The organism is Castellaniella sp. (genome assembly GCF_036379515.1).
Classification (GTDB): Bacteria; Pseudomonadota; Gammaproteobacteria; order Burkholderiales; family Burkholderiaceae_B; genus Castellaniella.
Genome location: NZ_DASVGN010000038.1, coordinates 212,353 through 235,462, shown reverse-complemented (window position 1 = coordinate 235,462; position 23,110 = coordinate 212,353). Strand labels below are relative to the sequence as shown.

Genomic DNA, 23,110 nt, shown 5'->3' with positions numbered 1-23,110 from the left:
ACCTAAACCGTACCAAAGAAGTACTATTTCATTTCCTTCACCTCAGTCACGGATGCCTCGATGCTGCGCATCAGCAAGATCGTCGATTACGGAATCCTTGTGCTCACGCACATGGCCGTGCACCCGACGCATGTGTGCAGCGCCGCAGAACTTGCTGGGGCACTGGGCCTGGGCCAACCCGTGGTCAGCAAAGTACTCAAGCTGCTGGCACAGCACGAGCTCGTGGCCAGCACGCGCGGTGCGCACGGCGGATACCGGCTGGGGCGCACTGCAGAACACATCACGGTTGCACAAGTCATCGACGCGCTCGAAGACCAGCCGTTTGGGCTGACTGAATGCACGGCGCTGCCCGGCGTCTGTTCGGTCGAGGCAGCTTGCCGTGTTCGGCCCTATTGGCAGCGCATCAACGCCGTCGTGCGCCGCACTCTTGAATCTGTTTCCGTCGCCGACATGGTGGCGGGAGAAATCCCACCCCGGGGGGTTTCTGCCCCGGTGTCTGCCGTTGCCGCCGTCGAGGCGTCGCGCGGTGTTTCAAATATCCCGTGGAGTCTGTCCAAATGAGTACTGTCAACGACAAGCTCGATTCCTTCCTCGATCGTGAGTACGACGCCGGATTCGTGACCGAGATCGAATCCGAGACCTTCCCCAAGGGGTTGGACGAGGACGTGATTCGCCGCCTGTCTGCGGTCAAGCATGAGCCCGAGTTCATGCTCGAATGGCGCCTGAAGGCCTATCGCGCCTGGCTGAAAATGTCGCAGCCTACCTGGTCGAAGGCGCATTTTCCCGAGCCCAATTACCAGGACATCAGCTATTATTCGGCGCCCAAGTCCAAGTCCAAGGAAAACGCGCCCAAAAGTCTGGACGAAGTCGATCCTGAACTGCTCAAGACCTATGAGAAGCTCGGAGTACCGTTGCACGAACGCGCCAAGCTCGCCGGGGTTGCGGTCGATGCCGTGTTCGACTCCGTGTCTGTGGCCACGACCTTTCGCAAGCAGCTGGCGGACGTAGGAATCATTTTCTGTTCGTTCTCCGAGGCCGTGCGGTCTCACCCGGATCTGGTCCAGAAGTACATGGGTTCAGTCGTGCCCCCGGGCGATAATTTCTATGCGGCACTCAATTCGGCCGTGTTCTCGGATGGCTCCTTTGTCTACATCCCCAAGGGGGTGAAGTGCCCCATGGAGCTGTCCACGTATTTCCGCATCAACAATGCCGATTCCGGGCAGTTCGAACGCACGCTCATCATTGCCGATGAAGGTGCTGTGGTCAGCTACCTGGAAGGCTGTACGGCGCCCATGCGCGACGAGAATCAGCTGCACGCAGCTGTGGTGGAACTCGTTGCCCTCGAAGACGCCAGGATCAAGTATTCCACGGTGCAGAACTGGTACCCCGGCGATGCGAACGGCGTGGGCGGCATCTACAACTTCGTCACCAAGCGTGGCGATGCCCGCGGTGCGCGCTCGCGCATTGCCTGGACCCAAGTCGAGACCGGCTCGGCCATCACCTGGAAATACCCCAGCGTGATCCTGCGGGGCGATGATTCCGTGGGCGAGTTCTACTCGGTAGCCGTGTCCAACCACTATCAGCAGGCCGATACGGGCACCAAAATGGTTCATATGGGGCGCAATACGCGCAGCACGGTCATTTCGAAGGGCATTTCAGCCGGGCATGGCGAAAACACCTTCCGCAGCCTGGTGCGCATGACGCCCAAGGCAGAGAACGCGCGTAATTACACACAGTGCGACTCGCTTTTGATCGGCAAGGAATGTGCAGCACATACCTTCCCGACGATCGAAGTGCAGAACCCTAGCGCCAATGTAGAGCACGAGGCCACCGCTTCGCGCATTGCAGAAGATCAGTTGTTTTATGCCATGCAGCGTGGCCTTTCGGCCGAGGACGCCGTGTCGATGATCGTCAATGGCTTCTGCAAGGAAGTTTTCAAGGAATTGCCCATGGAGTTCGCCGTCGAAGCGCAGAATCTGCTCGGCGTGAGCCTGGAAGGTAGCGTCGGTTAAGGAGCCATCATGCTGAATATCAAGAATCTGCACGCCTCGGTCGAAGGCAAAGAAATCCTGCGAGGTCTGGACCTCGTCATCAATCCGGGCGAAATCCACGCCATCATGGGCCCCAACGGGGCGGGCAAGAGCACGCTGTCTCAGGTGCTGACGGGGCGCGAAGCCTATAAGGTCACTGAAGGGACAGTCGAATTCGAAGGCCAGGATCTGCTTGCCTTGCCGGTCGAAGAGCGTGCGCGTGCAGGCATCTTCCTGGCGTTCCAGTACCCCATTGAGGTTCCTGGCGTCTCCAACGCGTATTTCATGCGTGCCTCAGTCAATGCCATGCGCCGCAAGCGTGGCCTGCCCGAGCTCGATGCCATGGATTTCGTCAAGAAGGCCAAAGAAGAAATGAAGCTCGTGGGCATGAAGGATGAATTCCTTTACCGCTCCGTGAACGAGGGATTCTCGGGGGGCGAAAAGAAGCGCAACGAAGTGCTGCAGATGTCGCTGCTCGAACCCAAGCTGGCCATTCTGGACGAGACCGACTCCGGGCTGGACATCGACGCGCTCAAGATCGTGGCCGATGGCGTGAACCGTCTGCGCGCTCCTGAGCGGTCCATGATCGTCATCACGCACTATCAGCGTTTGCTGGATTACATCGTGCCGGACTTTGTACACGTGCTCGCACACGGGAAGATCGTGCGTTCGGGAGGCAAAGAACTTGCTCTCGAACTCGAAGCAAAGGGCTATGGCTGGATCGACGAAGCCACGCCGGCTCGTCCGTTGCGCCGCGCCATGGGGCGAGGAGCGTCGGCATGAGCGGCGATCTCCAATTTTGGGCGGACACCTTTGCACAGCGTGCAGGTGCTTTGCCCGGTGCTGCGCTACCTTGGCTGAAGGACCTGCGCCAACAGGCGCTGGATCGCTTCATGACCGAAGGCTGGCCGACCACCAAGATCGAGGCCTGGCATCACACGTCGCTGTCACCGCTGGCTGCAGCGACATTTCAGGAAGGCGATCGCCAATCGGTGGCCGAGCAGATTGCCGCATTGAAGGCGGGGGAGTCTGGGCATTGGCTGGTGTTCGTGGATGGCGCGTTCGACGAATCTCTGTCTGATCTGAGCGAATTGCCAGACGGTGTGGTGGTATCCGCCCTGTCACGGGGTTGGCAGCACGATGCCGATGCGATTCAGGCCCTGTATGGCAAGCCTGAGCAGGGCTATGGCACCAGCGCCCTGAACCTGGCGCTCGCCAGCGATGGCGCCTGGGTGCAGCTGGCCGCCTCTGCGGTCGCCGAGCAGCCCATCCACATCGTGTGTGCGGCGGCCTCTCCCAAGGCGGCTCACTTTCTGCGTCACGTGATCGTGGCGGGTGCAGGCGCGCAGGCCACGGTCGTCGAACATTACATCGGAGTCCCGGGGGCGGCCAACTTCAGGCATGCCGTGACACGCTTGCAGCTTGACCGCGATGCACGCATCACGCACATCAAGCTGCAGCAGGAATCCGAGCAAGCCTGGCATCTGGGCGAGATCGAGGCCACACAGGAGCATGGCTCGTACTTTGGTTCGCACTCCGTATCGTTGGGGGCACGCCTGTCACGCCACGACATCATCACGCACTTCGACGACGAGCGCTGCGAGACCATGTTCAATGGGCTCTACTACGTGGACAAGCGCCGGCATGTGGATCATCACACGCTGATTGCACACGAGAAGCCCCGCTGCGTCAGCCATGAAACCTATCGAGGCATCATGGCCGATACTGGGCATGGCGTGTTTCACGGCAAGATTCTGGTGGCGGATGGTGCCGATGGTACCGATGCCGTCCAGCGTACCGACAGCTTGTTGTTGTCCCGCTTGGCCAAGTCGGATGCCCGGCCTGAGCTGGAAATCTATGCCGATGACGTCAAGTGCGCCCATGGCGCCACGGTAGGGCAGATCGACCCCGAAAGCCTGTTCTATCTGCGCACCCGCGGGATAGACGAAGCCCGTGCCCGCGATATTCTGACGTACGCTTTTGCGGCCACCAGCGTGGCGCGCATCGAGCTGCCAGTCTTGCGTCACCGCGTCGAGCACGCTATCCGGGCCTTGCTGCCGGGTGGCGCCTTCATGGAGGAAGCAGCATGAACGCGCCTGTGACGGCCCTGGAGGCCAGCCTGTTGGACCGCAGCGCCGATTTCCCCATTTTGTCGCAAGCTGTACGCGGCAAACGCCTGGCTTACCTGGATAACGGCGCCACGACGCAAAAGCCGAGCGTGGTCATTGACGCTCTTACGGAGTTCTACGAGCATTCCAATGCCAACATCCACCGGGGTGTGCATTGGCTCTCGCAGCACGCGACCGACCGCTATGAAGAAGGCCGCGAGCAAGTGCGCCGGCTGCTCAACGCTCCCAAAGCCAAGGACATCATCTTCACCCGGGGCACCACCGAATCCATCAATCTGGTAGCGCAGACGTGGGGCTTGCAGCTGAAGGCGGGCGACGAGATTCTGGTGACGGATATGGAGCACCACTCCAATATCGTGCCTTGGCAACTGCTGTGCGAGCGCACCGGGGCTGTACTGCGTCACGCCAAGGTGCTGGACGATGGCGAGCTGGATGTTGCAGATTTTCGCAGCCAGCTGAATGAACATACCCGCCTGGTGGGCCTCGCCCATGTGTCCAATGCCTTGGGTACCGTGAACCCCGTGGCCGATCTGGTGCGCATGGCGCATGCGGCTGGGGCACTGGTGTTGGTGGACGGCGCTCAGGCCGTCGCGCATGCCAAGGTGGACGTGCAGGCGCTGGATTGCGACTTTTACGCGTTCTCCGGCCACAAGATCTACGGCCCTACGGGCATCGGCGCCTTGTATGTGCGCAGTGCCATTCTGGCCGATCTGCCGCCCTGGCAAGGCGGCGGCGACATGATTCGTACCGTCAGCTTTGAGCATAGCACCTGGGCCAGCGGCCCGCAGCGCTTCGAAGCGGGTACGGCCAACATCGCGGGCGCCGTCGTGCTGGGGGTTGCGATCGACTACGTGCTGGGTGTGGGCCTGGACCGTATTGCGGCCCACGAGGCCGTCCTGCTGAACGAGGCCACCGAGCGCATGCAGGCGCTGCCGGGTGTACGGATCATCGGCACGGCACCTCACAAGGCGGGCATTTTGTCCTTCCTGGTGGATGACATCCATCCGCACGATCTGGGCACCATTCTCGACACCGAGGGGGTTGCCATCCGTGCAGGACACCATTGCGCCATGCCGCTCATGACGCGGTTCGGTATTCCGGGTACTGCTCGCGCATCCTTTGCACTGTATAACGACAGCCGCGACGTCGACGCTCTGGTGGCGGGCGTGCAAAAAGCACAGAAACTGTTTGGAGTGTCTCGATGAGAGATTCTGGCGACGGCCTGAGAGACCTGTATCAGGAAGTCATCTTTGATCACAACCGCAATCCGCGCAACTTCCATGTCATGGAAGATGCCTCGGATCATGCCAATGGCTTCAACCACCTGTGTGGCGACCAACTCACGGTGTTCGTGAAGGTGGCCGATGGTGTGGTACAGGACGTGAGCTTCATCGGCCACGGTTGTGCCATCTCCAAGGCTTCTGCGTCACTCATGACTGAAGCGGTGCGTGGCATGCCTGTCGACGAGGTGGAAGCCTTGTTCGAGAATATCCACGCCATGCTCACCGAAGCACACCCGGACTGTGATCTGGGCAAACTCGAGGCCTTGTCTGGGGTGCGCGAGTTTCCGTCGCGGGTCAAATGCGCGACGCTGGCCTGGCACACGCTGCACAATGCCATCACCCATGCGGGTGACATGGCTGTGACCGAATAATCTGAATCAGAAGGTATTGCAATGGGCATGGAACGTCAGGAAGTTATCGTCAGCCGCGATTGCGCCGCTGTGACGGTGCCATACGGGTCCCCAGTCACCATCGAGGCGGGCTGCGAGGCGACCATCACGCAGCAGCTGGGTGGCACCTATACCGTGATGGTAGAAGGCAACCTGTATCGGGTCGAAGGCAAGGATGGCGATGCGTTGGGCTTTGAGCCCACCGAGTCGGTCGAGCACAAGCACGAAGGCCCCATTACGGCTGATGCCGTCGAGGACGCTGCCTGGGAAATCCTGTCCACCTGCTACGATCCAGAAATCCCGGTCGACATCGTGAACCTTGGCCTGGTCTACAGCCTCAAGGTAGAGCCTGCGGGCGCGCCCGAACGCTTTCGTATCGAGATGTCCATGACACTCACCGCCGCCGGTTGCGGCATGGGGACCATGATCTCGGATGAAGCTCGCAACAAGCTGCTCAACATCGAAGGTGTGGACGAGGCGGTGGTCGATCTCGTCTGGGACCCGCCTTGGAGCCGTGACATGATCAGCGAACCAGCGAAGTTGCAGCTCGGCTTGCTGTAGCGGTGCGGCCGCAGAGCTGGCGGTGATTTATCAAGGGCTTACAGATCCTGGTCTGTAAGCCCTTTTTTTCACACGCGAGCCAAGCCCCCACGCCGCCTCACAGCGAGAGAACAGGCTTGCCACACGGCATGAACTGCCCATGCCCGGAGTGGCCGAGATATTCGAAAGATTTGGCCACCAGTTGCCCCCGCGAGAATGTCATCACCGGCCAACCCGTGATGGCGATGCCCTCGTAAGGGGTGTAATCCACGTTGTGGTGCAACATGGTGTTGTGGATTGAAACCTTGACTTCAGGGTCCCACAGCGCGATATCAGCGTCAGCTCCCACCACAATCGACCCTTTGCGCGGGTACAGACCGTACAGCTTGGCAGGTTGAGTCGAAGTCATGGCCACGAACTGATGAATACTGATTCGCCCACCCACAACACCGCCTGAAAACAGAAGTGGTAGCCGTGTCTCCAGGCCAGGGATCCCGTTGGGAATGTGATGAAAGTGCAATTCGTGCCCACCCAGCTTTTTGCCTTCAGCGTCGTCGAACGAATACGGCGCATGATCGGACGAAAATACCGAAAATACGTTGTGCGCCAATGCACGCCAGACTGCTTCTTGATTCTGCGGGTCGCGCGGCGGAGGGCTGCATACACACTTGGCGCCTTCATACCCATGCTGGTCCAGATCATCCGCCGTCAGGTACAGGTATTGAGGACAGGTTTCCGCAAAAATTCGCATGCCGCGCCCATGTGCCCAGCGGATCTGCTCAATGGCTTCGGCTCCCGAGACGTGCACGATCAAAATCGGCACATCGGTCAGCTCTGAAAAAGTAATGGCTCGGTGGGTTGCCTCGCGTTCTACCGCCTGCGGACGCGAAACAGCGTGGTATTTGGGCGCCGTCTTCCCGTCTGCTACCAAGCGATCCGTCAGCCAAGAAATGCAATCGGAATTCTCAGCGTGGACCATGACCAGCGCACCGTGCTCGTGGGCTACTGTGAGCACGTCCAGAATCTGACGGTCATCAAGCTTCAAGTCGTCATAGGTCATGTAGATCTTGAATGAGGTGTAGCCCTCTTGGATGAGAGCAGGCAACTCGTCTTTCAAGACCTTGGGTGTCGGGTCGGTGATAATCATGTGAAAGGCGTAATCCAGGCAGGACTTCCGACCGGCTCGCCGGTGATAGTCTTCTACCGCGGCCCGCAGTGATTGCCCACGCATCTGCGCCGCAAATGGAATGATCGTGGTCGTCCCTCCGCATGCAGCCGAGCGCGAACCGCTCTCGAAATCATCTGCCATATGGCCGATTTCCTGAGGCTGATCCAGGTGACAATGCGCATCTACGCCTCCAGGCAGAGCCAGCAAGCCTTTCGCATCAATCACTCGCTCTGCTTCACCCAGATCATGGCCCAGCGCCTCGATCTTGCCGCCTCTGACTGCAATATCGGCGAAGAATAGATCCGAGGCAGTGACCACCTCGGCGTTTGTAATCATCAAATCGTATTTGCTACCCATATTGCGACTCCGTTCTGTGCGGGTGATTTAGGCGTAGAGGCCACTGATACATATTATTAACTCAACATTATTGTTGACAGTAGTGTTAACACTTATTTTGACAATGATGAAAGAAATCTATCATGGCTTCGTCAAGTGAGACACGCCCCTTTGGGGTCCATATAACGGAGACAACCATGAGCCAAGCAGCTACCGCTTCGCCCCAAGCTTCAGTCAGCAGCGCAGCACCCACCCGCGTCCGATGGCACATCTTTCTTCTGATGCTGCTGCTGATCTCGATCAACTACATCGATCGAGCGTCAATCTCGGTCGCCATGCCCTTGATTGGCGAAGAGTTCAAAATCGGCCCCACCACTCAAGGTATTTTGCTGAGCTCGTTCTTCTGGACTTATGCGTTCATGCAAATCCCAGGCGGCATGCTGGCTGATCGCTTTGGACCCAGAAGGACCATCGTGGGTGCCACGATCGGATGGGGGTTGTTTCAGGCAATCGCCAGCGTCTGCACGGGGTGGATCGGTCTTGCAGCCACACGGCTGGGGTTAGGTGCTGCCGAAGCCCCCATCTACCCGGCAGGCGGCAAGCTTAACGGCATCTGGATGACCCAAACCGAGCGTGGGCGCGGCGCAACGCTTCTCGATGGCGGGGCTCCCCTGGGTTCCGCGCTAGGCGCACTCGTCATTTCAGCACTCATCGGTTGGTTCGGCTCGTGGCGCATTGCCTTCATCGTCGCCGGTGTGGGAACCATGTTCGCGGGCTGGCTGGCCTGGCACGTCATCCGTGACCACCCACGGCAACACCCGGCCGTCAACGACGCTGAAGCCGAGTACATCGAAGCGGCCCATGCAGCAGATGCCGCCCTGGAACCCGACACAACGGGCGGCAAGCTCGTGGACTTTCTAGCTTATCGCTCGGTGTGGGGGATGTTCCTGGGCTGGATGTTCTTTAACGCCCTTTTTTATGGCCTTCTGACCTGGATGCCGAACTACCTGGCAGCAGTCCACGGCTTCAATATCAAAGAAATGGGCGGTGCGATCTTCATCATGTTTTTTGCCGGCTTTGTGGGCGAACTCGTCGGTGGATGGATCGCCGACAAATGGATCAGTTCCGGTGCCAGTCAAGGCAAAGTCTTGCGCACCCTCTTTGGCATTGCCTCCATCCTGGCCACCATTGCCATCTACAGCGTGTCAAAGGTAAAAGATCCGATCGCAGTCGTAGTCTTGCTTTCAGCCACATTGTTTTTCTTGCGCTGGTGCGGTGTGTTCTGGGCCATTCCGTCCATCATCGGTACTCGCAAGCGGGTGGGATTCCTCGGCGGCTTCATGAACCTGGGTGGTAATTGTGCAGGTATCGGGGTCCCCATCATCGTCGGCATCATCGTCCAGACCACGGGCTCCTATTTCTACGCACTGATGATGTTCGCCGGTGCCGGGTTGGGCCTGTTCATTGCTTCGACCATGCTCATCGACTACAACAAGAAGATCCCTGTTTAAGGCCCACCATGACAAACAAACAATTCATCGGGGTCCTGACGCCTTCTTCGAATACCGCATTGGAGCCGCTCACAAGCGCTATCCTGGCCGACGTCCCGGGGGTCTCTGCACACTTCTCTCGCTTCCGAGTGACCGAGATTTCGCTGCGACCGCAATCGGTTGGTCAATTTGATATCGGCACCATCCTGGAAGCGGCGAAACTTCTAGCCGACGCCAAAGTCGGCGTCATCTGCTGGAGCGGCACAGCCGCCAGCTGGTTGGGAGTTGAACAAGACCAGGCCTTGTGCAAGGCCATCGAACAAGAGACCGGCATTCCGGCGACTACTTCGGTGCTGGCGCTCAACGAGCTTCTCGTGCGGGACAAAATCCGCAAGCTGGGTCTGGTCTCGCCGTACATTCAAGAGGTTCAAGATCTCATCATCAAGAACTATGCAGCTCACGGGATAGACTGCTCGGCCGAGGCCCACCTGAGCCTGACAGTCAACCACGCATTCGGTTTGGTTGCGCCCGAAACTCTGGCTGATCTACTCAGAGAGGTGACCCGACACAAACCGGATGGTCTGACCGTCATGTGCACCAACTTACGCGCGGCCCACCTCGCCCACGATCTGGAAGAGGAACTTGGCATCCCGCTCTACGACTCGGTATCGGTCGTAGTCTGGAAGGCGCTGCAAATGCTGGGGGTTCCTGCTGGCACCGTGAAAGGCTGGGGGCGCCTTTTCGACTGACCCCGCCCCACGTTATCAACGGGGCGACAGCCCGCTCAGTGCTGTCGGCCTGCGCCCCTCAACGGAGATTCCTCATGCGTCTGCTCATCATTAATCCCAACATCTCGACGAGTGTCAGCAAGCTGATTGACACTGAAGCCCATCTGGCGGCCGCCCCTGGCACGCAGATCACCACCCTGACGGCACAACTCGGCGTCGCCTATATCGAGACCCGCTTTGAATCTCTCATTGCGGGATATGCCACCGCCGTTCTGGCTTTCGAACATGCATCGGCGCATGACGCCCTCATCGTTGCGGCCTTTGGCGACCCCGGCATCACCGGCCTGCGGGAAGCGCTGGACATCCCTGTTGTCGGCCTCACGGAAGCAGCCCTCATGAGTGCCTGCTTGCTAGGACAGCGATTCTCGATCATCGCCATTTCGCCACGCATCACGGCCTGGTACCGAGAGAACGTGGAGCGCAACGGCCTGATCTCACGCCTGGCCAGCATCCGTCACCTGGAAAGCCCGCTACGAGATATCGGCACCGTACAGGACGACCATGCAGAAAGGCTGGTGGCACTGTGCCACGAAGCGGTACGGCAGGACAACGCTGATGTAATCATTCTTGCGGGCGCACCGCTCGCCGGGCTCGCCCGCCGTGTGAAAGACCGGCTTCCTGTACCAGTCGTAGATGGGGTCTCGAGTGCCGTCTGCCATGCGCAAACGCTCGCTCAATTGGCTCCAAAAGGGGCGACTGAGGGCAGTTTCGCCCAGCCTCCCGTCAAGCCCAACATCGGCTTGCCCGACGCGCTCGCACGACTGCTCGCCCGAGAAACGCACGCCTGATTTTCACGGCAATAAAACACGCAGCGGTTCCCAAAGGAGCGAAGTTGATAAAATGAGGGGCATGCGGATTAAGACTGTAGATGCAACAATCGGTAGACTAGTTTGAAACCACGTGATCTCAGCGCACCAGATATCGCGCAAAAACTCTATTCAGCGATTCTTGAACACCGCATTCCACCGGGAACCAAGCTCGCTGAAGGCCGCCTTGCCACCATCTTCTCGGTCAACCGGGCCCGCATCCGCGAGGTGCTCGCCCGCCTTGCACACGAGCAAGTCGTCGAGCTCGTCCCGCATCAAGGTGCACACGTCGCAAAGCCCACGGTTGAGGACGCCAAAAGCGTCTTCGAGGCCAGGCGGCTTGTGGAGCCCTTCACAGTGCGCAAACTGACCACCACGCTGACGGCGGACAAGACTGCCTTGTTGCGTCGGCATCTCGCCAAGGAAGAGGAGGCACGTCGCCTGGATGACCAGCCCAGCATTATTCGCCTTTCGGGCGAATTTCACGTCTTGCTGGCGGATCTGGCCGGAAACACGGCACTGCTGCGAACCACGCGTGAGCTGTCGATGCAAACCTGCCTGATCATCAGTCTTTATAGCCACTCCACAGCACTCAGTTGCCGCGCAGACGAGCACGAGACCATTGCCCAGGCGGTCATTGACAAAGAAGCCGAGCAGGCCGTGCACCTCATCCTGGAGCACTTTGACCACATCCAGGGCAGCCTGGAGCTCAATGCGCTGCAGGAAGACATAGACCTCGAAGGGCTGTTCGCAGAGAACTGAATGCGTCCTTTGACCAGGCACTTTGCCCAAGGTGGCCCCGTCGAGAGCTAAATGGAAATGCCCGGTACAGGGAGCTGCTCGGCCTGCTGCGGACGTGCCAAGTTGACGACACTCGGCGGGTTTACCGGGTGCTTACTCAGCATCGACATTTCGGCACGCGTATCTCCAGTTGATACATGGGTGTAAAAGCGGGTTTCTGCGCTTGTCCTGTCTGTAAGCGGGGCAGTTAAATGGAAGGGAGGCAACAGGAGGATCAGCAGATGTCGCATGTTGAACTTTCCGGAAGCGCCCGGCCCTTGATGGCGGGTGCGCGATGCATCGGAAGCGCCGATCCGGGCGAACGGATCGAAGTGACTCTGGTGCTGCGTCGCCCGCATGCGGATGCGTTGAGTGAACAGGGTCGGAGGATGCTGGCAGGTGAAGCTTTCCATGCGCTGTCGCGCGACGCCTTTGCCCGGCAGTTCGGAGCGGCTCCTGAGGACTTGGACGCGGTAGTCCAGTTTGCCCGGCAGTATGCGCTAAAGGTCGTCCGGCAGGAAGCTGCGGCAGGTACGGTGGTCTTGACGGGTCCGGTCAAGCAGTTCAATCAGGCGTTCGGGATCGTGTTGCAGCACTACCAGCATCCGGGGGGCATCTATAGAGGGTGCGAGACGGCGCTGCGCATACCCGAAGCTCTGCGAGATATCGTCACGGCGGTCCTGGGCCTGGACGACAGACCGCAAGCCCGCGCACATATCCGCTTTCGCCCGCCGCTTCAGCCTGCTCGGCAGGGCGAGGCGGTGGGTTATCTGCCGACTGAGCTGGCCGCTCTCTACGATTTTCCGAATTCGGCGGGAGCGGGGCAGTGCGTGGGCCTGATTGAACTCGGCGGCGGATATGCGGCCCAGGATGCACAGACGTACTTTTCCGAACTGAGGCTGGCTGCTCCTGAAGTGACCGTTGTGTCGGTGGACGGCGCCGCAGCCGATCCGACCGGCGACCCGAGCGGGCCGGACGGTGAAGTCATGCTGGACGTGGAGATCGCGGGGGCGGTGGCACCCCAGGCCCATCTGGTGCTTTATTTTGCGGCCAACAGTGATGCCGGATTCATCCAGGCCTTCAACGCTGCCCTGCACGACAGCACACATCGTCCCTCTGTCATTTCCATCAGCTGGGGTGGGCCTGAGGCATCCTGGACCGCGCAGTCGCTGCAGTCGTTCAATCAGGCACTGCAGGCTGCCGCCATGATGGGCGTCACCGTGTGTGCCGCTGCGGGAGACAGCGGGGCTGGCGATGGTTTGTCCGGTGACCATGTGGATTTTCCCGCGTCCAGCCCTTATGCGCTGGCTTGTGGCGGTACGCGGCTGGAAGCGGCAGGTCAGACGATTACGCGGGAGACGGTCTGGAATGACGGATCGCAGGGTGGTGCAGGGGGAGGCGGCGTGAGTGCCGTATTTGCGCGACCGCAGTGGCAGGACGGGCTGACCGTTCGCACGCCGGAAGGTACGGCGCCGCTGTCGCGGCGAGGCATCCCCGACGTGGCCGGCAATGCGGATCCTGCCACCGGCTACCGCATCCAGGTGGATGGGACTGCGCAGGTGGTAGGGGGTACCAGCGCCGTGGCTCCCTTGTGGGCTGGCCTTATCGCCCGGATCAATGCGCTGCAGCCGCAGCCGGTGGGTTATGCGCATGCCCGTCTGTATGCCGCACCGCAGGCCTTCCGCGACATTACCCAGGGTAGCAACGGCGGGTTTTCGGCCACGAAGGGGTGGGATGCGTGTACCGGCCTGGGGAGCCCGAAAGGGCAGCAGGTAGCGCAGGTCTTTGCAGGAGGAACAGAATGAAAGATCAGCCTTATTCTGATTCGACGGCCTATGGCAATGGTCCGGATGATTCCGTGACCGATGTGGCCGAACACGCCGCCGTCACCCACCATGTATTGAAGCTGGCCGACCGAGCGTTGTCTTATACCGCGCGTGCGGGCCATCTGGTCGCCGTCGACCCCAGCAGTTCGCGCCCTAGCGCGAAGTTCTTCTATGTGGCCTTCACACTGGACGGGGATGAGGCGCACGCACGGCCCGTCACCTTCTTCTACAACGGTGGGCCGGGCTCGTCCTCGGTTTTCGTGTTGCTGGGCTCGTTTGCTCCGCGCCGCATTCGTACCTCCATGCCGGATTTCACGCCGCCTGCGCCCTATGTGATGGAAGACAATTCCGACAGCTTGCTGGACCGCAGTGATCTGGTCTTCATCAATCCGGTGGGGACAGGCTATTCGGCGGCCGTCTCCCCCTGGAAGAATCGCGATTTCTGGGGGGTGGACCAGGACGCCGCTTCGCTGAAGCAGTTCATCAAGCGCTACCTGACCGAATACGATCGCTGGAATTCACCCAAGTTCCTGTATGGTGAGTCCTATGGCACCGCCCGCAGCGCCGTGCTGTCCTACGCCCTGCACGAAGACGGCGTTGATCTCAACGGCGTGACGCTGCAGTCGTCGATCCTGGATTATGCGCAGGCGGGTGATCCCGTCGGTGCATTGCCGACGGCAGCGGCGGACGCCTGGTATCACCATAAACTGGGTCTGCAGCGTGTGCCTGGCGATCTGGCCTCCTTGATGGCAACGGTTCGCGGCTTCGCGGCGGGCGACTTCGCCAAGGCACTGGCGGCGTACCCCAAGGTGGCGGCGGGCACCCTGGATCAGCTGTCCACATACACGGGCATCGATAAAGCCACCCTGACGTCCTGGCACCTGGATGTTGCCGCGGGCGACGATGCCGGCCATACGCTGTTCCTGATCCGGCTGCTGCATGAACAGGGCCTCGCGCTGGGCGCTTATGATGGCCGGGTGACGGGTGTCGATACTGGGATCGCGCGCCAGATTTCACCCAATTCAGGCGGCAATGACCCCGCGATGACGGCCGTATCGGGCGTTTATACCGCCATGTGGAATCACTATCTGAACGACGAACTGAAGTTCACGTCCGACTCGGCCTTCACCGACCTGAACGATCAGGCGTTTCAGTATTGGGACTTCCATCACCTGGATCCCGCTGGTGTGCAGAAGGGCCTGGACGCCAAGGGCAACGTCGTGCTGTATACGGCTGGAGATCTGGCAGCAACGATGAGCTTGAACGTAGATCTGAAAGTGCTGTCGGCTAACGGCTATTACGACTTCGTCACGCCGTTCTTCCAAACCGAGACGGATCTTCAGGACATGCCGCTGGCCAACGAAGCCATCCGCAAGAACCTGACCGTACGCTGTTATCCTTCCGGCCACATGGTCTACCTGGATGGTTGGTCGCGCACGGCCCTGAAGGCTGACGTGGCGGCCATGATGGACGCTGCCATGGCCGATCATGCGGCCGTGGCTCGCATCCGCGGGCTACAGGCTCGACATGTATCGGCCGCGACATCGCCGAAGCGATGAAGGGGATAGCAGCGCTCTTGAAGGCTGCCGCGATGCAGAAGTTTCTGTGCTAGAATCGCAGTCTTTCGGGGCGTAGCGCAGCCTGGTAGCGCACTTGCATGGGGTGCAAGGGGTCGCGAGTTCGAATCCCGCCGTCCCGACCAGCATTATCAAGGGCTTACAGAGGAACCTCTGCAAGCCCTTGTTCTTTTCCCTGCATTTTTCCCCATCAGATTTTTTGTCGTCGTGTGGGGACGAGGCCTGCTTTCGCCGCTGGAGTCAAGGCCACCCGCATTTCGTGAGGTTCCGTGTCGCTACGAATTTGGTCAGCGAATCTTTTGCATTTCCGTGGTCCGCTCTTTAATCCGCAGCCGATTTACCCGCATTGCCGCGGCGGTCGGCTTCCAGTCGTTCCAATAGGTATCGGGCGTGCCTGGGAAGTCCTCCCGACGTACGCCTGAGAATGTTGGCTTGTATCCGCGTTTTTTCATTTCCTCGATTAGAGCCATGTGGCGTCTGGCGAGATAACCCAGCCGTGTGTAGAAGAACAGTAGGTGTCCTCTCCCGAGGACGTATGTCTTGGGCTGTGAAAACGCTCCACGCGCGGCCGCCTTTTGCGCCAGTGCAAACACTCTGGGTAATTCCCTATACTCCGCGACGAGGTGAGGGCCACTGAGCTGTTCAACAGGGATGCAGTTTATGCGGGTCATAGTGTTCAGATTGAGTGAAAGCCGTTTTATCTCAGCCGCCTCCCGCTGCGTCCGGAAGGCTGGAGGGAGTCTGCGTGTATCGCGTATTCAGGGTCATTCCACCTGGTAGTCAATTCATGACCAGGATGTGAGTGCAGATCTGCCTGGACACGAGCGTCGGCACATCTAGTCGGAACTTTCCTCAGACCTGTCGATGGACACGTGTGCCCGCCAGGCTTTGCGCGACGGGCATCAATTCGATGATGTTGATGTTGACCCGGGCTGGCTGGCTGGCGGCCCAGACGACGGCTTCGGCCACGTCTTCAGGCTTGAGGGCGTCGACATGCTCGTAGAACGCGGCAGCCTTGGCTTCGTCGCCGTGCATGCGTACGGCTGAAAATTCGGTTCCACCGACCATTCCTGGTTCAATGTTGGTGACGCGCACCTGTGTACCAAACAGATCCGCGCGCAAGCCCATGCTGAACTGCCGTACGAAGGCCTTGGTTCCGCCGTAGACGTTGCTGCCCTGGTAGGCGTAGTTGCCAGTCACCGAGCCGATATTGATGATGTGCCCGTGGTCGCGAGCCACCATACCGGGCAGAAAGCGGTGCACCATGCGGCTCAGACCGAGCGCGTTGGTTTGAATCATGCGTTCCCAGTCGAGCATGTCGCTTTGCTGAGCCGGCTTCGTGCCCAGGGCCAGCCCGGCATTGTTCACCAGCAATTGCAGGCCTTGGGGGCAGTTGGCCTCGAGCGTTTGTGCTGCCTGCTCGATGCTGTCCTCTGAGGTGACGTCCAGCGCCAGGGCGTGAAAGCGCTCGCCCAGTGTCTGTTCCAGGTGCTGCAGGCGGTCCAATCGCCGCGCCGCGCCATAAACGGTCCAGCCATTCCTGGATAGGGCAGTGGCGATTGCCAGGCCAAAGCCTGCTGAGGCGCCCGTGACCAACGCGGTGCGGGACGGCGTGGCAGTGGTGGCAGGGCCCGTGGTTTCGTAGGCGGCGTTGGCGTGCTGGTGTGAACTCATGGCGTGTTCCCGGAGAGGGCAGGGGTGGAAGAAAATTCCGGGCTTGAAGGCCCGGAATGAATTTACCGCAATGTGGCAAGCCTGTGGCAAGCCGTGTCTGCGCTTCAGGCGCGCAGGTGTTGCATGGCTTCTCTCAGATCGGCGATGAGATCGTCGGGTGATTCCAGCCCCACGTGCAGTCGCACCAGCGAACCCTGATAGGGCCAGGGGGATGCTTCGCGCTCCGGCATGGGTACTTCTGGCATGACCATGCTCTCGAATCCGCCCCAGGAAAATCCCAGGTGGAAGAGTTGCAGGGCATCGACGAAGGCGCGCAGCGATTCTTGGGTGCAGGGCTTGAAGACCACGCCAAAGAGGCCGGAAGAGCCCTTGAAATCGCGCTTCCAGAGGGTGTGGCCCGGGGCGCCTGGCAGCCCTGGGTGCAGGACTTGTTCGACTTCGGGTTGAGCAGCCAGCCATTCGGCCACCTGCAGCGCGCTGCGTTGATGACGTTCCAGACGAACCGAGAGGGTGCGCAAGCCGCGCTGCGCGAGGTAGGCATCGTCCGGGCCTGCATTCAGGCCGTGCGCGAAAGCCTGCTCGTGAACTTCCTGCCAGCATTCGCGGGTGGTCGTGATCGCCCCCAGAAGCACGTCAGAGTGACCTGTGATGTATTTTGTGCAGGCTTGCACGGACACGTCCACGCCATGCTCCAGCGCCTTGAAGTACAGCGGCGATGCCCAGGTGTTGTCCATGACGACGCGAGCCCCGTGATGGTGGGCGCAGTCAGCGATGGCTGGAATATCCTGCACTTCGAAGGTCTGCGAGCCGGGTGACTCGACATAGACGACGCGTGTGTTGGCCTGGATCAGTGCTTCGATTCCTGCACCGATCTGTGGGTCGTAAAAAGTGGTCGTGATGCCATAGCGTCCAAGGACCGTCTTGGCGTAGTGGCGCACAGGGCCGTAGGCGCTGTCGCTCATGAGCACGTGGTCGCCCGCCTTCAGGAAGGCAGACAGACCGGCGATGCAGGCGCCGAGCCCGGATGACGCGAGCAGCGTGCGGTAGCCACCTTCGAGGTAGGCGATCGAATCCTGCAGGGCGAAAGTGGTGGCAGTGCCCAGACGGCCGTACCAGAGCACACCGGGTTCGTCACGTGCCAGCGCTTGTTGGCGCCGGTCCATGTCGGCCATGTCGTCGAACACCAGTGTCGAAGCTCGGCAGACAGGGGGGTTGACGCTCCCGCCGAAGTCATGCGGGCTGCGTGTACCGTGAGAGAGGAAGGTTTCCACCGCAAGACCACTTTGCCGCGAGGCAGTGACGGGAGTCCGGGTGGCTGCCATTTCCTGTACGGCCTTGCGTGCCAGTGGTGCGTTCATGTGCTGTCTCGTTGTCGGGCTTTGATAATGGACAGTCTAGCGATGCTCAACGAGAAAGTGCTTGCTTTGTTTCCTATGGATCTGTTTGAATTTAGAAATTAATTCTAAATTAGTAGTCCTATGGATAAACTCGACTGCAAAATTCTTGAGATCTTGCAAGCAGATGCTTCGATTGGGCTGGCCGATCTTGCCACGCGAGTAGGCTTGTCCACCACGCCGTGCTGGCGGCGGGTTCAGCGCTTGAAAGATCTGAAGGTGATTCGTGCACAGGTCGCCTTGTGTGACCCTGCGCAGCTCAACCTGGGCCTGACGGCTTTCGTCACGATTCGCGCCGCACGTCATGATGACGACTGGACACGGCGTTTTCTGGATGGCGTGGCGGCGATTCCGGAGGTGCTCGAGGCCTACCGTATGGCGGGCGACGTCGACTACCTGCTGAAAGTGGTGGTCTCCGACATCGCCGGCTACGATCGGGTCTACAAGAGGCTCATCAAGGTTGCTGAGCTGACGGACGTGAGCTCAGGATTCGTCATGGAGGTGGTGCGTTACACCACGGCGCTGCCCCTGGATCATGTCCGGGCTGGCGTGGCACGTTGAACTCGGTACCTCAGGCCGTTACGCTGGCATGCAGGTTTGCGACGGCTTTTGGGGTATTGCGAAAGCCGATGCCCAGACGGTTGTAGGCGTTCATGACGCTGATTGCCAGCGTCAGATCAGCAAGTTCCTTGTCGCTGAAGACGGCCTCCACCGCGTCGTAGTCGGCATCCGGTGCGTGGGTTTCCGACACCCGTGTGAGCGACTCGGCCCAGGCCAGGGCGGCGCGCTCGCGACGATCGAACAGATCGTCGGATTCTTCCCAGACGGGCACCAGCACGATTTTTTCGATGCTCATGCCGCCCTTCATCAGGTCGCGCGTGTGCAGATCGATGCAATAGGCGCAGCCGTTGATGAGCGAGACCCGCAGGTACACCAAGTCAATGAGCAGTTGCGGCAGGCCGCAGTTGTCCAGGTATTGGTGAACCGTTCCCAGCGCCTTGGCGCCTTGCGGGATGACTTCGCGGTAATTTAGGCGGTGTGTCATGGTGCGTGCCTCTTGGAAGTAGTGGTGACGATGCCCCATTATGCGCCACCGGTTTTGCGGCTGGCTGGATGGGGCACGGACCACGAGGCCTTCAGTAGCGGATGGTGGGGCGCCGTTTGGGTGGGGCGACGATATTTGCTCGAACGACGAAGTCGCCGAAGTGCTCACCGCGGGTACGCTCTTCGGCATAGCGGCCAAATACGCCGTCCAGCGCCGACAGGATGGCCTGCTCGTCGGCGTTTTCCAGAAAGAGCGCGTTCAGGCGTTCGCCGATGTGGTCGGCACCGATGCGCAAATCGTATTTGCCGACTGCGCGACCGACCAGGCCGATTTCCCCCATGTACGAACGCGAGCAACTGTTGGGGCAGCCCGAGATTCGAAAGTGGATAGGCTCGTCGCGCAAGCCGTGCTTGTCCAGCAGCTCTTCCAGTTTGTCGAGAATGTGCGGCAGGTAGCGTTCGGATTCGGCCATGGCCAGGCCGCAGGTGGGCAGGGCCACGCAGGACAGGGCTTGCAGTCGCAGCCCGCTTGCACGCTTGTAATCGTCCAGACCGTATTCTTTGACCAGCGCGTTGATGTCCGCACGGTCCGAAGCGGCCACGTTGGCAATGACCAGGTTTTGATCGCAGGTCATGCGGAATTCGCCCTTGTGGATGCGGGCGATCTCGCGCATTCCCGTTTGTCGCGGGTGACCTTCGACGTCGCGAATGCGACCGCTGGGGATCTGCAGTGTCAGGTGCCATTGGCCGTTGTCACCCTTGATCCAGCCGTAGCGGTCGCCATTGTGTTCGAAGTGATAAGGCCGTGGCGGCTCGATCTTGAAGCTCAGGCGTGATTGCAGCTCGTCGTGGAACCACTGCAGACCTCGGTCGTCGATGGTGTATTTCAGCCGTGCATGCTTGCGTTCGCTACGGTCGCCGAAATCGCGTTGGACCGCCACGGCGTGCCAGCATGTTTCCAGCAGATGGTCCGGCGTGACGAAGCCGATCAGGTCGCCCAGTGAAGGGTAGGTTTTTGAGTCACCGGCGGTGGCGCCCATGCTCCCTCCTGGGGCGAGGTTGAAGCCTTGAAGGATGTGGTCTTCGCCAATGATCGCGATGAGACCAAAGTCCTGTGCGAAGACGTCGATGTCATTGTATGGAGGGACGGCAATGCCAAACTTGAATTTGCGCGGCAGATAGGCTTTGCTCAGCAAGGGTTCGTCGTCCTGCGCTCCGTCGGTGGTGTTGGCAAGACGGTCTATCCAAAGCTCCTTGTACGCAGTCGTGTGCGGCTTGACGTGGTTCATGAGCTTGAGTGCCCAGTCGTAGACCTCGGCGTGGCTCGACGACAGCTGTGGGTTCACCGAGCAGATGACGTTGCGCACGTCGTCGCCGCAAGCCGCCAGTGTGGACAGGCCGGTGTTGTTGATCCCGCCGATCATGTCTCGCAGGTGCTCCTTGCGGATACCATGGAACTGAAAGGTCTGGCGGGTGGTGATGCGCAGTCCATTGCTCGTGTATTGGCTTGCCAGCATATCCAGTCCCAGCCATTGCGCTGGGGTGATGACGCCGCCCGGCAGACGCACGCGGACCATAAATCCGTAGTCGGGTTCCAGCTTCTGACGGCGCCGTTCGTCGCGCACGTCACGGTTGTCCTGCTGGTAGCTGCCATGAAATTTCAGGAGCTTGGTATCTGGCTCGCTGATTGAGCCTGTCGTCGGGTCTGCCAGCCCCTGGTCGATCGTGCCGCGCAGGAAGTGGCTGTCGGCTTTGATGAGTTCCAGGGTGGAGAGTGGGGTAGTAGTTTGTTGCGTCATGTAGGTTCCAGATGGGATCGATACATTGTTCGTAGGAGGATCAGGCTCAGTACACGTCGCGGGTGTAACGGCCTTCGGTCAGCAGCGCTTCTGCCCAGGTTGTGGCTTCTTCGCGAGATTGGTGGCCGTGCTCGGCGGCAATGTCGACCAGCGCGGTGTGAACGTCAGGTGCCATCCTGTCTGCATTACCGCAGACGTAGAGATGGGCACCGTGCTCCAGCCATTCCCAAATTTGGGCGCCGTGTTCGCGCAGCCGGTGCTGCACGTAGATTTTTTCGGCCTGGTCGCGTGAAAAGGCGACGTCCAGACGGGTCAGCAGGCCTTCCTTGAGCGCCTGCAGCCACTCGATCTGATACAGAAAATCGCTGTGGCGATGGGGGTTGCCGAAGAACAGCCAGTTGCGTCCCGTGGCACTTTGGGTTTGGCGTTGTTGCAGGAAGGCGCGAAAGGGGGCGACACCTGTACCGGGGCCAATCATGATTACATCGCGCGTCGTGTCCTGCGGCAGGCGGAAGCGCTCGTTGGGTTCTACGAATATCGGTACCTGTGTCCCTTCGGCAGCCTGGCTGAGGTAGTGGCTGGCCACGCCCCAGCGCGGTTCACCGTCGTGTTCGAAGTCCAGCAGGGCGACCGTAAGATGCACCTCTTCGTCCACCTGTTCCTGGCTGCTTGCGATGGAATACAGGCGGGGCGCGAGGGGGCGCAGCGCGGCGACGAGTGCATCCCCGTCCCAGGCGGTTGGGTATGCGCGCAACAGGTCGAGCAGCTGCCAGTTTTCAAGCAGTTGTGAGAGCTCTGCGGATGCCTCGGGTTGCAGCAACGCCTGAAGCCTCGCGTGGTGGCCCCGTTCGGCGTGGGCGCGGACAAATGGACGCGTCAGAAGCGTGAGCTCGCGGCGTTCAGTGAGCCATCGAGCCAGCGGCCGACGCTCCTCGCCCAGCGTGATTTCCAGGCTTCCGTCCAGCCCCAGCGCATCCAGAATGCGAACGACCAGGTCGGGTGCCTGTGTGGGCCACACACCCAGTGCATCGCCTGGCTGGTAACGCAGGCCGCTGCCCTGCAGTGAGAGTTCGATGTGCCGTACATCCTTGTTACTATCCTCCGCCACGATCGCCTGATTGACGAGGACTTCCGCCAGGAAGGGGCGCTCGCGAGTCCAGGCGGCGTGGGCCGGTCGCAAGAAAGTCACTACGCCACCAGTGGGAGGATGTCGCGCCGAATCGGGATGCCCAAGCTGTTTGCGAGCGTGCTGCAGCGCGTCCTCTGCCCAGGGGGTGGCAATCTGTTCCAGATCCACATCGGCTTCGGCTCGGGTGAGCAGACGTTGGGCCCCCAGCTCTGCAAACCGTTCATCCAGACGCCGGCCGATACCGCAGAAATCTGCGTAGCTGGAGTCGCCCAGTGCCAATACGGCGTATGAAAGCTCGGGTAGCGCCGGCGCGCGCCGGCTGGTCAGGAACTCGAAGAACCCTCGCGAGTCATCAGGAGGCTCGGCGGTGTCACCTTGACTGTGCGTGCTGATGATGAGGTAGAGGAATTTTTCTTTCTTCAATTCACTCGTTCGATAGGCGTCGGTTCGCACCAGGCGTACGGGCAGGCCGGCAGCTTCGACATTGGCCGCCAGGCGTTCGGCCAACCGCTTGGCGTTGCCTGTCTGGCTGCCGTAGAGAATCGTGAGTGACTGCGCCGTGGCAGGGGCCGCCACGGCGAGGGGGGCCGCGGGGATCGTGTGCTCAGGAAGGGTGCGCAGTTGCGCAGCGGCGCCTGCCAGATAGCCCGACAGCCACTCCAGTCCGTAACCGTCCAGGCCTTGGATCAGCTCGGCGGCAGTGCGTGCCTTTTCGGGGGGAATCGGTAATACGGCCAAGGCCGCGTCGCTGGTGGGTGTCATGTCATGCTCCATGGTGGCGAGGTGAAAGGGCAGTGTTCATGTCTTGCAGGCCTCGTTGCGAGCGCTGAGAGATGACTGCGCAAGCGGTTTTCAAAGGCGCATGGTAGCCATCGGATGTGGCGCTAAGGAAGGAATGATTGGTCATAAGGTAATGGACGCATAAGAA

At 60.3% G+C, this 23,110-nt stretch carries 21 protein-coding genes and 1 tRNA gene; 15 read left to right on the top strand and 7 right to left on the bottom strand.

All coding sequences use genetic code 11. The annotated features are described in order from the left end of the window. Positions 1-60: 60 nt before the first annotated feature. Genes VF285_RS14200 through sufT form a run of 7 tightly spaced genes read left to right on the top strand, consistent with a single transcriptional unit; the run spans position 61 to position 6,392 of the window. Positions 61-561, top strand: a complete 501-nt coding sequence (locus tag VF285_RS14200) for an SUF system Fe-S cluster assembly regulator (RefSeq protein ID WP_346953284.1) — start codon at positions 61-63, stop codon at positions 559-561. Then, positions 558-2,012, top strand: coding sequence for a Fe-S cluster assembly protein SufB (gene sufB, locus VF285_RS14195; RefSeq protein ID WP_346953283.1), 1,455 nt, complete (start codon positions 558-560; stop codon positions 2,010-2,012). Before VF285_RS14200 ends, sufB begins: the two co-directional genes overlap by 4 nt. A gap of 9 nt (positions 2,013-2,021) precedes the next feature. Next, entirely contained in the window at positions 2,022-2,813 is a 792-nt protein-coding gene (gene sufC, locus VF285_RS14190; RefSeq protein WP_346953282.1) for a Fe-S cluster assembly ATPase SufC, read from the top strand. After that, positions 2,810-4,120: a Fe-S cluster assembly protein SufD gene (sufD, locus tag VF285_RS14185; protein WP_346953281.1), complete on the top strand. Its 1,311-nt coding sequence runs from the start codon at positions 2,810-2,812 to the stop codon at positions 4,118-4,120. Before sufC ends, sufD begins: the two co-directional genes overlap by 4 nt. Next, the gene (locus VF285_RS14180) at positions 4,117-5,364 is read left to right on the top strand and encodes a cysteine desulfurase (RefSeq protein WP_346953280.1); all 1,248 of its coding nucleotides are present in this window, start codon (positions 4,117-4,119) and stop codon (positions 5,362-5,364) included. The genes sufD and VF285_RS14180 overlap by 4 nt, the downstream gene beginning before the upstream one ends. Beyond that, positions 5,361-5,813, top strand: coding sequence for a Fe-S cluster assembly sulfur transfer protein SufU (gene sufU / locus VF285_RS14175; RefSeq protein WP_346953279.1), 453 nt, complete (start codon positions 5,361-5,363; stop codon positions 5,811-5,813). Before VF285_RS14180 ends, sufU begins: the two co-directional genes overlap by 4 nt. A gap of 27 nt (positions 5,814-5,840) precedes the next feature. Continuing rightward, entirely contained in the window at positions 5,841-6,392 is a 552-nt protein-coding gene (gene sufT, locus VF285_RS14170) for a putative Fe-S cluster assembly protein SufT (protein ID WP_346953278.1), read from the top strand. A gap of 97 nt (positions 6,393-6,489) precedes the next feature. Here the strand turns inward: sufT and hydA are convergent, their stop codons facing one another. Further along, positions 6,490-7,896: a dihydropyrimidinase gene (gene hydA / locus VF285_RS14165; RefSeq protein WP_346953277.1), complete on the bottom strand. Its 1,407-nt coding sequence runs from the start codon at positions 7,894-7,896 to the stop codon at positions 6,490-6,492. 176 nt (positions 7,897-8,072) lie between these two features. On the opposite strand from hydA, the gene VF285_RS14160 reads away from it, so the two are divergent. The 7 genes from VF285_RS14160 (at position 8,073) to VF285_RS14130 (ending at position 15,267) form a co-directional block, all read left to right on the top strand. Continuing rightward, entirely contained in the window at positions 8,073-9,386 is a 1,314-nt protein-coding gene (locus VF285_RS14160) for an MFS transporter (protein WP_346953276.1), read from the top strand. An 8-nt stretch (positions 9,387-9,394) separates the two neighbouring features. Next, entirely contained in the window at positions 9,395-10,114 is a 720-nt protein-coding gene (locus VF285_RS14155) for a maleate cis-trans isomerase family protein (RefSeq protein ID WP_346953275.1), read from the top strand. Positions 10,115-10,188: 74 nt separating this feature from the next. Next, positions 10,189-10,941, top strand: coding sequence for an aspartate/glutamate racemase family protein (locus VF285_RS14150; RefSeq protein ID WP_346953274.1), 753 nt, complete (start codon positions 10,189-10,191; stop codon positions 10,939-10,941). Between the two features lie 102 nt (positions 10,942-11,043). Next, the gene (locus VF285_RS14145; RefSeq protein ID WP_346953273.1) at positions 11,044-11,721 is read left to right on the top strand and encodes a GntR family transcriptional regulator; all 678 of its coding nucleotides are present in this window, start codon (positions 11,044-11,046) and stop codon (positions 11,719-11,721) included. Between the two features lie 260 nt (positions 11,722-11,981). Next, the gene (locus VF285_RS14140; RefSeq protein WP_346953272.1) at positions 11,982-13,544 is read left to right on the top strand and encodes a S53 family peptidase; all 1,563 of its coding nucleotides are present in this window, start codon (positions 11,982-11,984) and stop codon (positions 13,542-13,544) included. After that, complete coding sequence (locus tag VF285_RS14135) at positions 13,478-15,124, top strand: S10 family peptidase (RefSeq protein WP_414648159.1); 1,647 nt, start codon at positions 13,478-13,480, stop codon at positions 15,122-15,124. The genes VF285_RS14140 and VF285_RS14135 overlap by 67 nt, the downstream gene beginning before the upstream one ends. Positions 15,125-15,190: 66 nt before the next feature. Then, positions 15,191-15,267: transfer RNA gene (locus VF285_RS14130), tRNA-Pro, on the top strand. Positions 15,268-15,429: 162 nt separating this feature from the next. Here VF285_RS14130 and VF285_RS14125 read toward each other — a convergent pair. The 3 genes from VF285_RS14125 to metC all read right to left on the bottom strand — a co-directional run bounded on the left by VF285_RS14125 (position 15,430) and on the right by metC (position 18,174). After that, the gene (locus tag VF285_RS14125; protein ID WP_346953271.1) at positions 15,430-15,813 is read right to left on the bottom strand and encodes a pyrimidine dimer DNA glycosylase/endonuclease V; all 384 of its coding nucleotides are present in this window, start codon (positions 15,811-15,813) and stop codon (positions 15,430-15,432) included. 181 nt (positions 15,814-15,994) lie between these two features. Continuing rightward, positions 15,995-16,816, bottom strand: coding sequence for an SDR family NAD(P)-dependent oxidoreductase (locus VF285_RS14120; protein ID WP_346953270.1), 822 nt, complete (start codon positions 16,814-16,816; stop codon positions 15,995-15,997). 104 nt (positions 16,817-16,920) lie between these two features. Then, positions 16,921-18,174 (bottom strand): cystathionine beta-lyase, encoded by a 1,254-nt coding sequence (metC, locus tag VF285_RS14115; protein WP_346953269.1) that lies wholly within the window; start codon positions 18,172-18,174, stop codon positions 16,921-16,923. A 120-nt stretch (positions 18,175-18,294) separates the two neighbouring features. Between metC and VF285_RS14110 the strand changes: the two genes are divergently transcribed. Further along, positions 18,295-18,771: an Lrp/AsnC family transcriptional regulator gene (locus VF285_RS14110; RefSeq protein WP_346953268.1), complete on the top strand. Its 477-nt coding sequence runs from the start codon at positions 18,295-18,297 to the stop codon at positions 18,769-18,771. A 10-nt stretch (positions 18,772-18,781) separates the two neighbouring features. On the opposite strand, the gene VF285_RS14105 is transcribed toward VF285_RS14110, so the two are convergent. The 3 genes from VF285_RS14105 to VF285_RS14095 form a co-directional block, all read right to left on the bottom strand. Next, positions 18,782-19,255, bottom strand: coding sequence for a carboxymuconolactone decarboxylase family protein (locus VF285_RS14105; protein WP_346953267.1), 474 nt, complete (start codon positions 19,253-19,255; stop codon positions 18,782-18,784). 91 nt (positions 19,256-19,346) lie between these two features. Then, positions 19,347-21,053, bottom strand: coding sequence for an assimilatory sulfite reductase (NADPH) hemoprotein subunit (gene cysI, locus VF285_RS14100; protein WP_346953266.1), 1,707 nt, complete (start codon positions 21,051-21,053; stop codon positions 19,347-19,349). 46 nt (positions 21,054-21,099) lie between these two features. Continuing rightward, the gene (locus tag VF285_RS14095) at positions 21,100-22,944 is read right to left on the bottom strand and encodes an assimilatory sulfite reductase (NADPH) flavoprotein subunit (protein ID WP_346953265.1); all 1,845 of its coding nucleotides are present in this window, start codon (positions 22,942-22,944) and stop codon (positions 21,100-21,102) included. Positions 22,945-23,110: the final 166 nt, after the last annotated feature.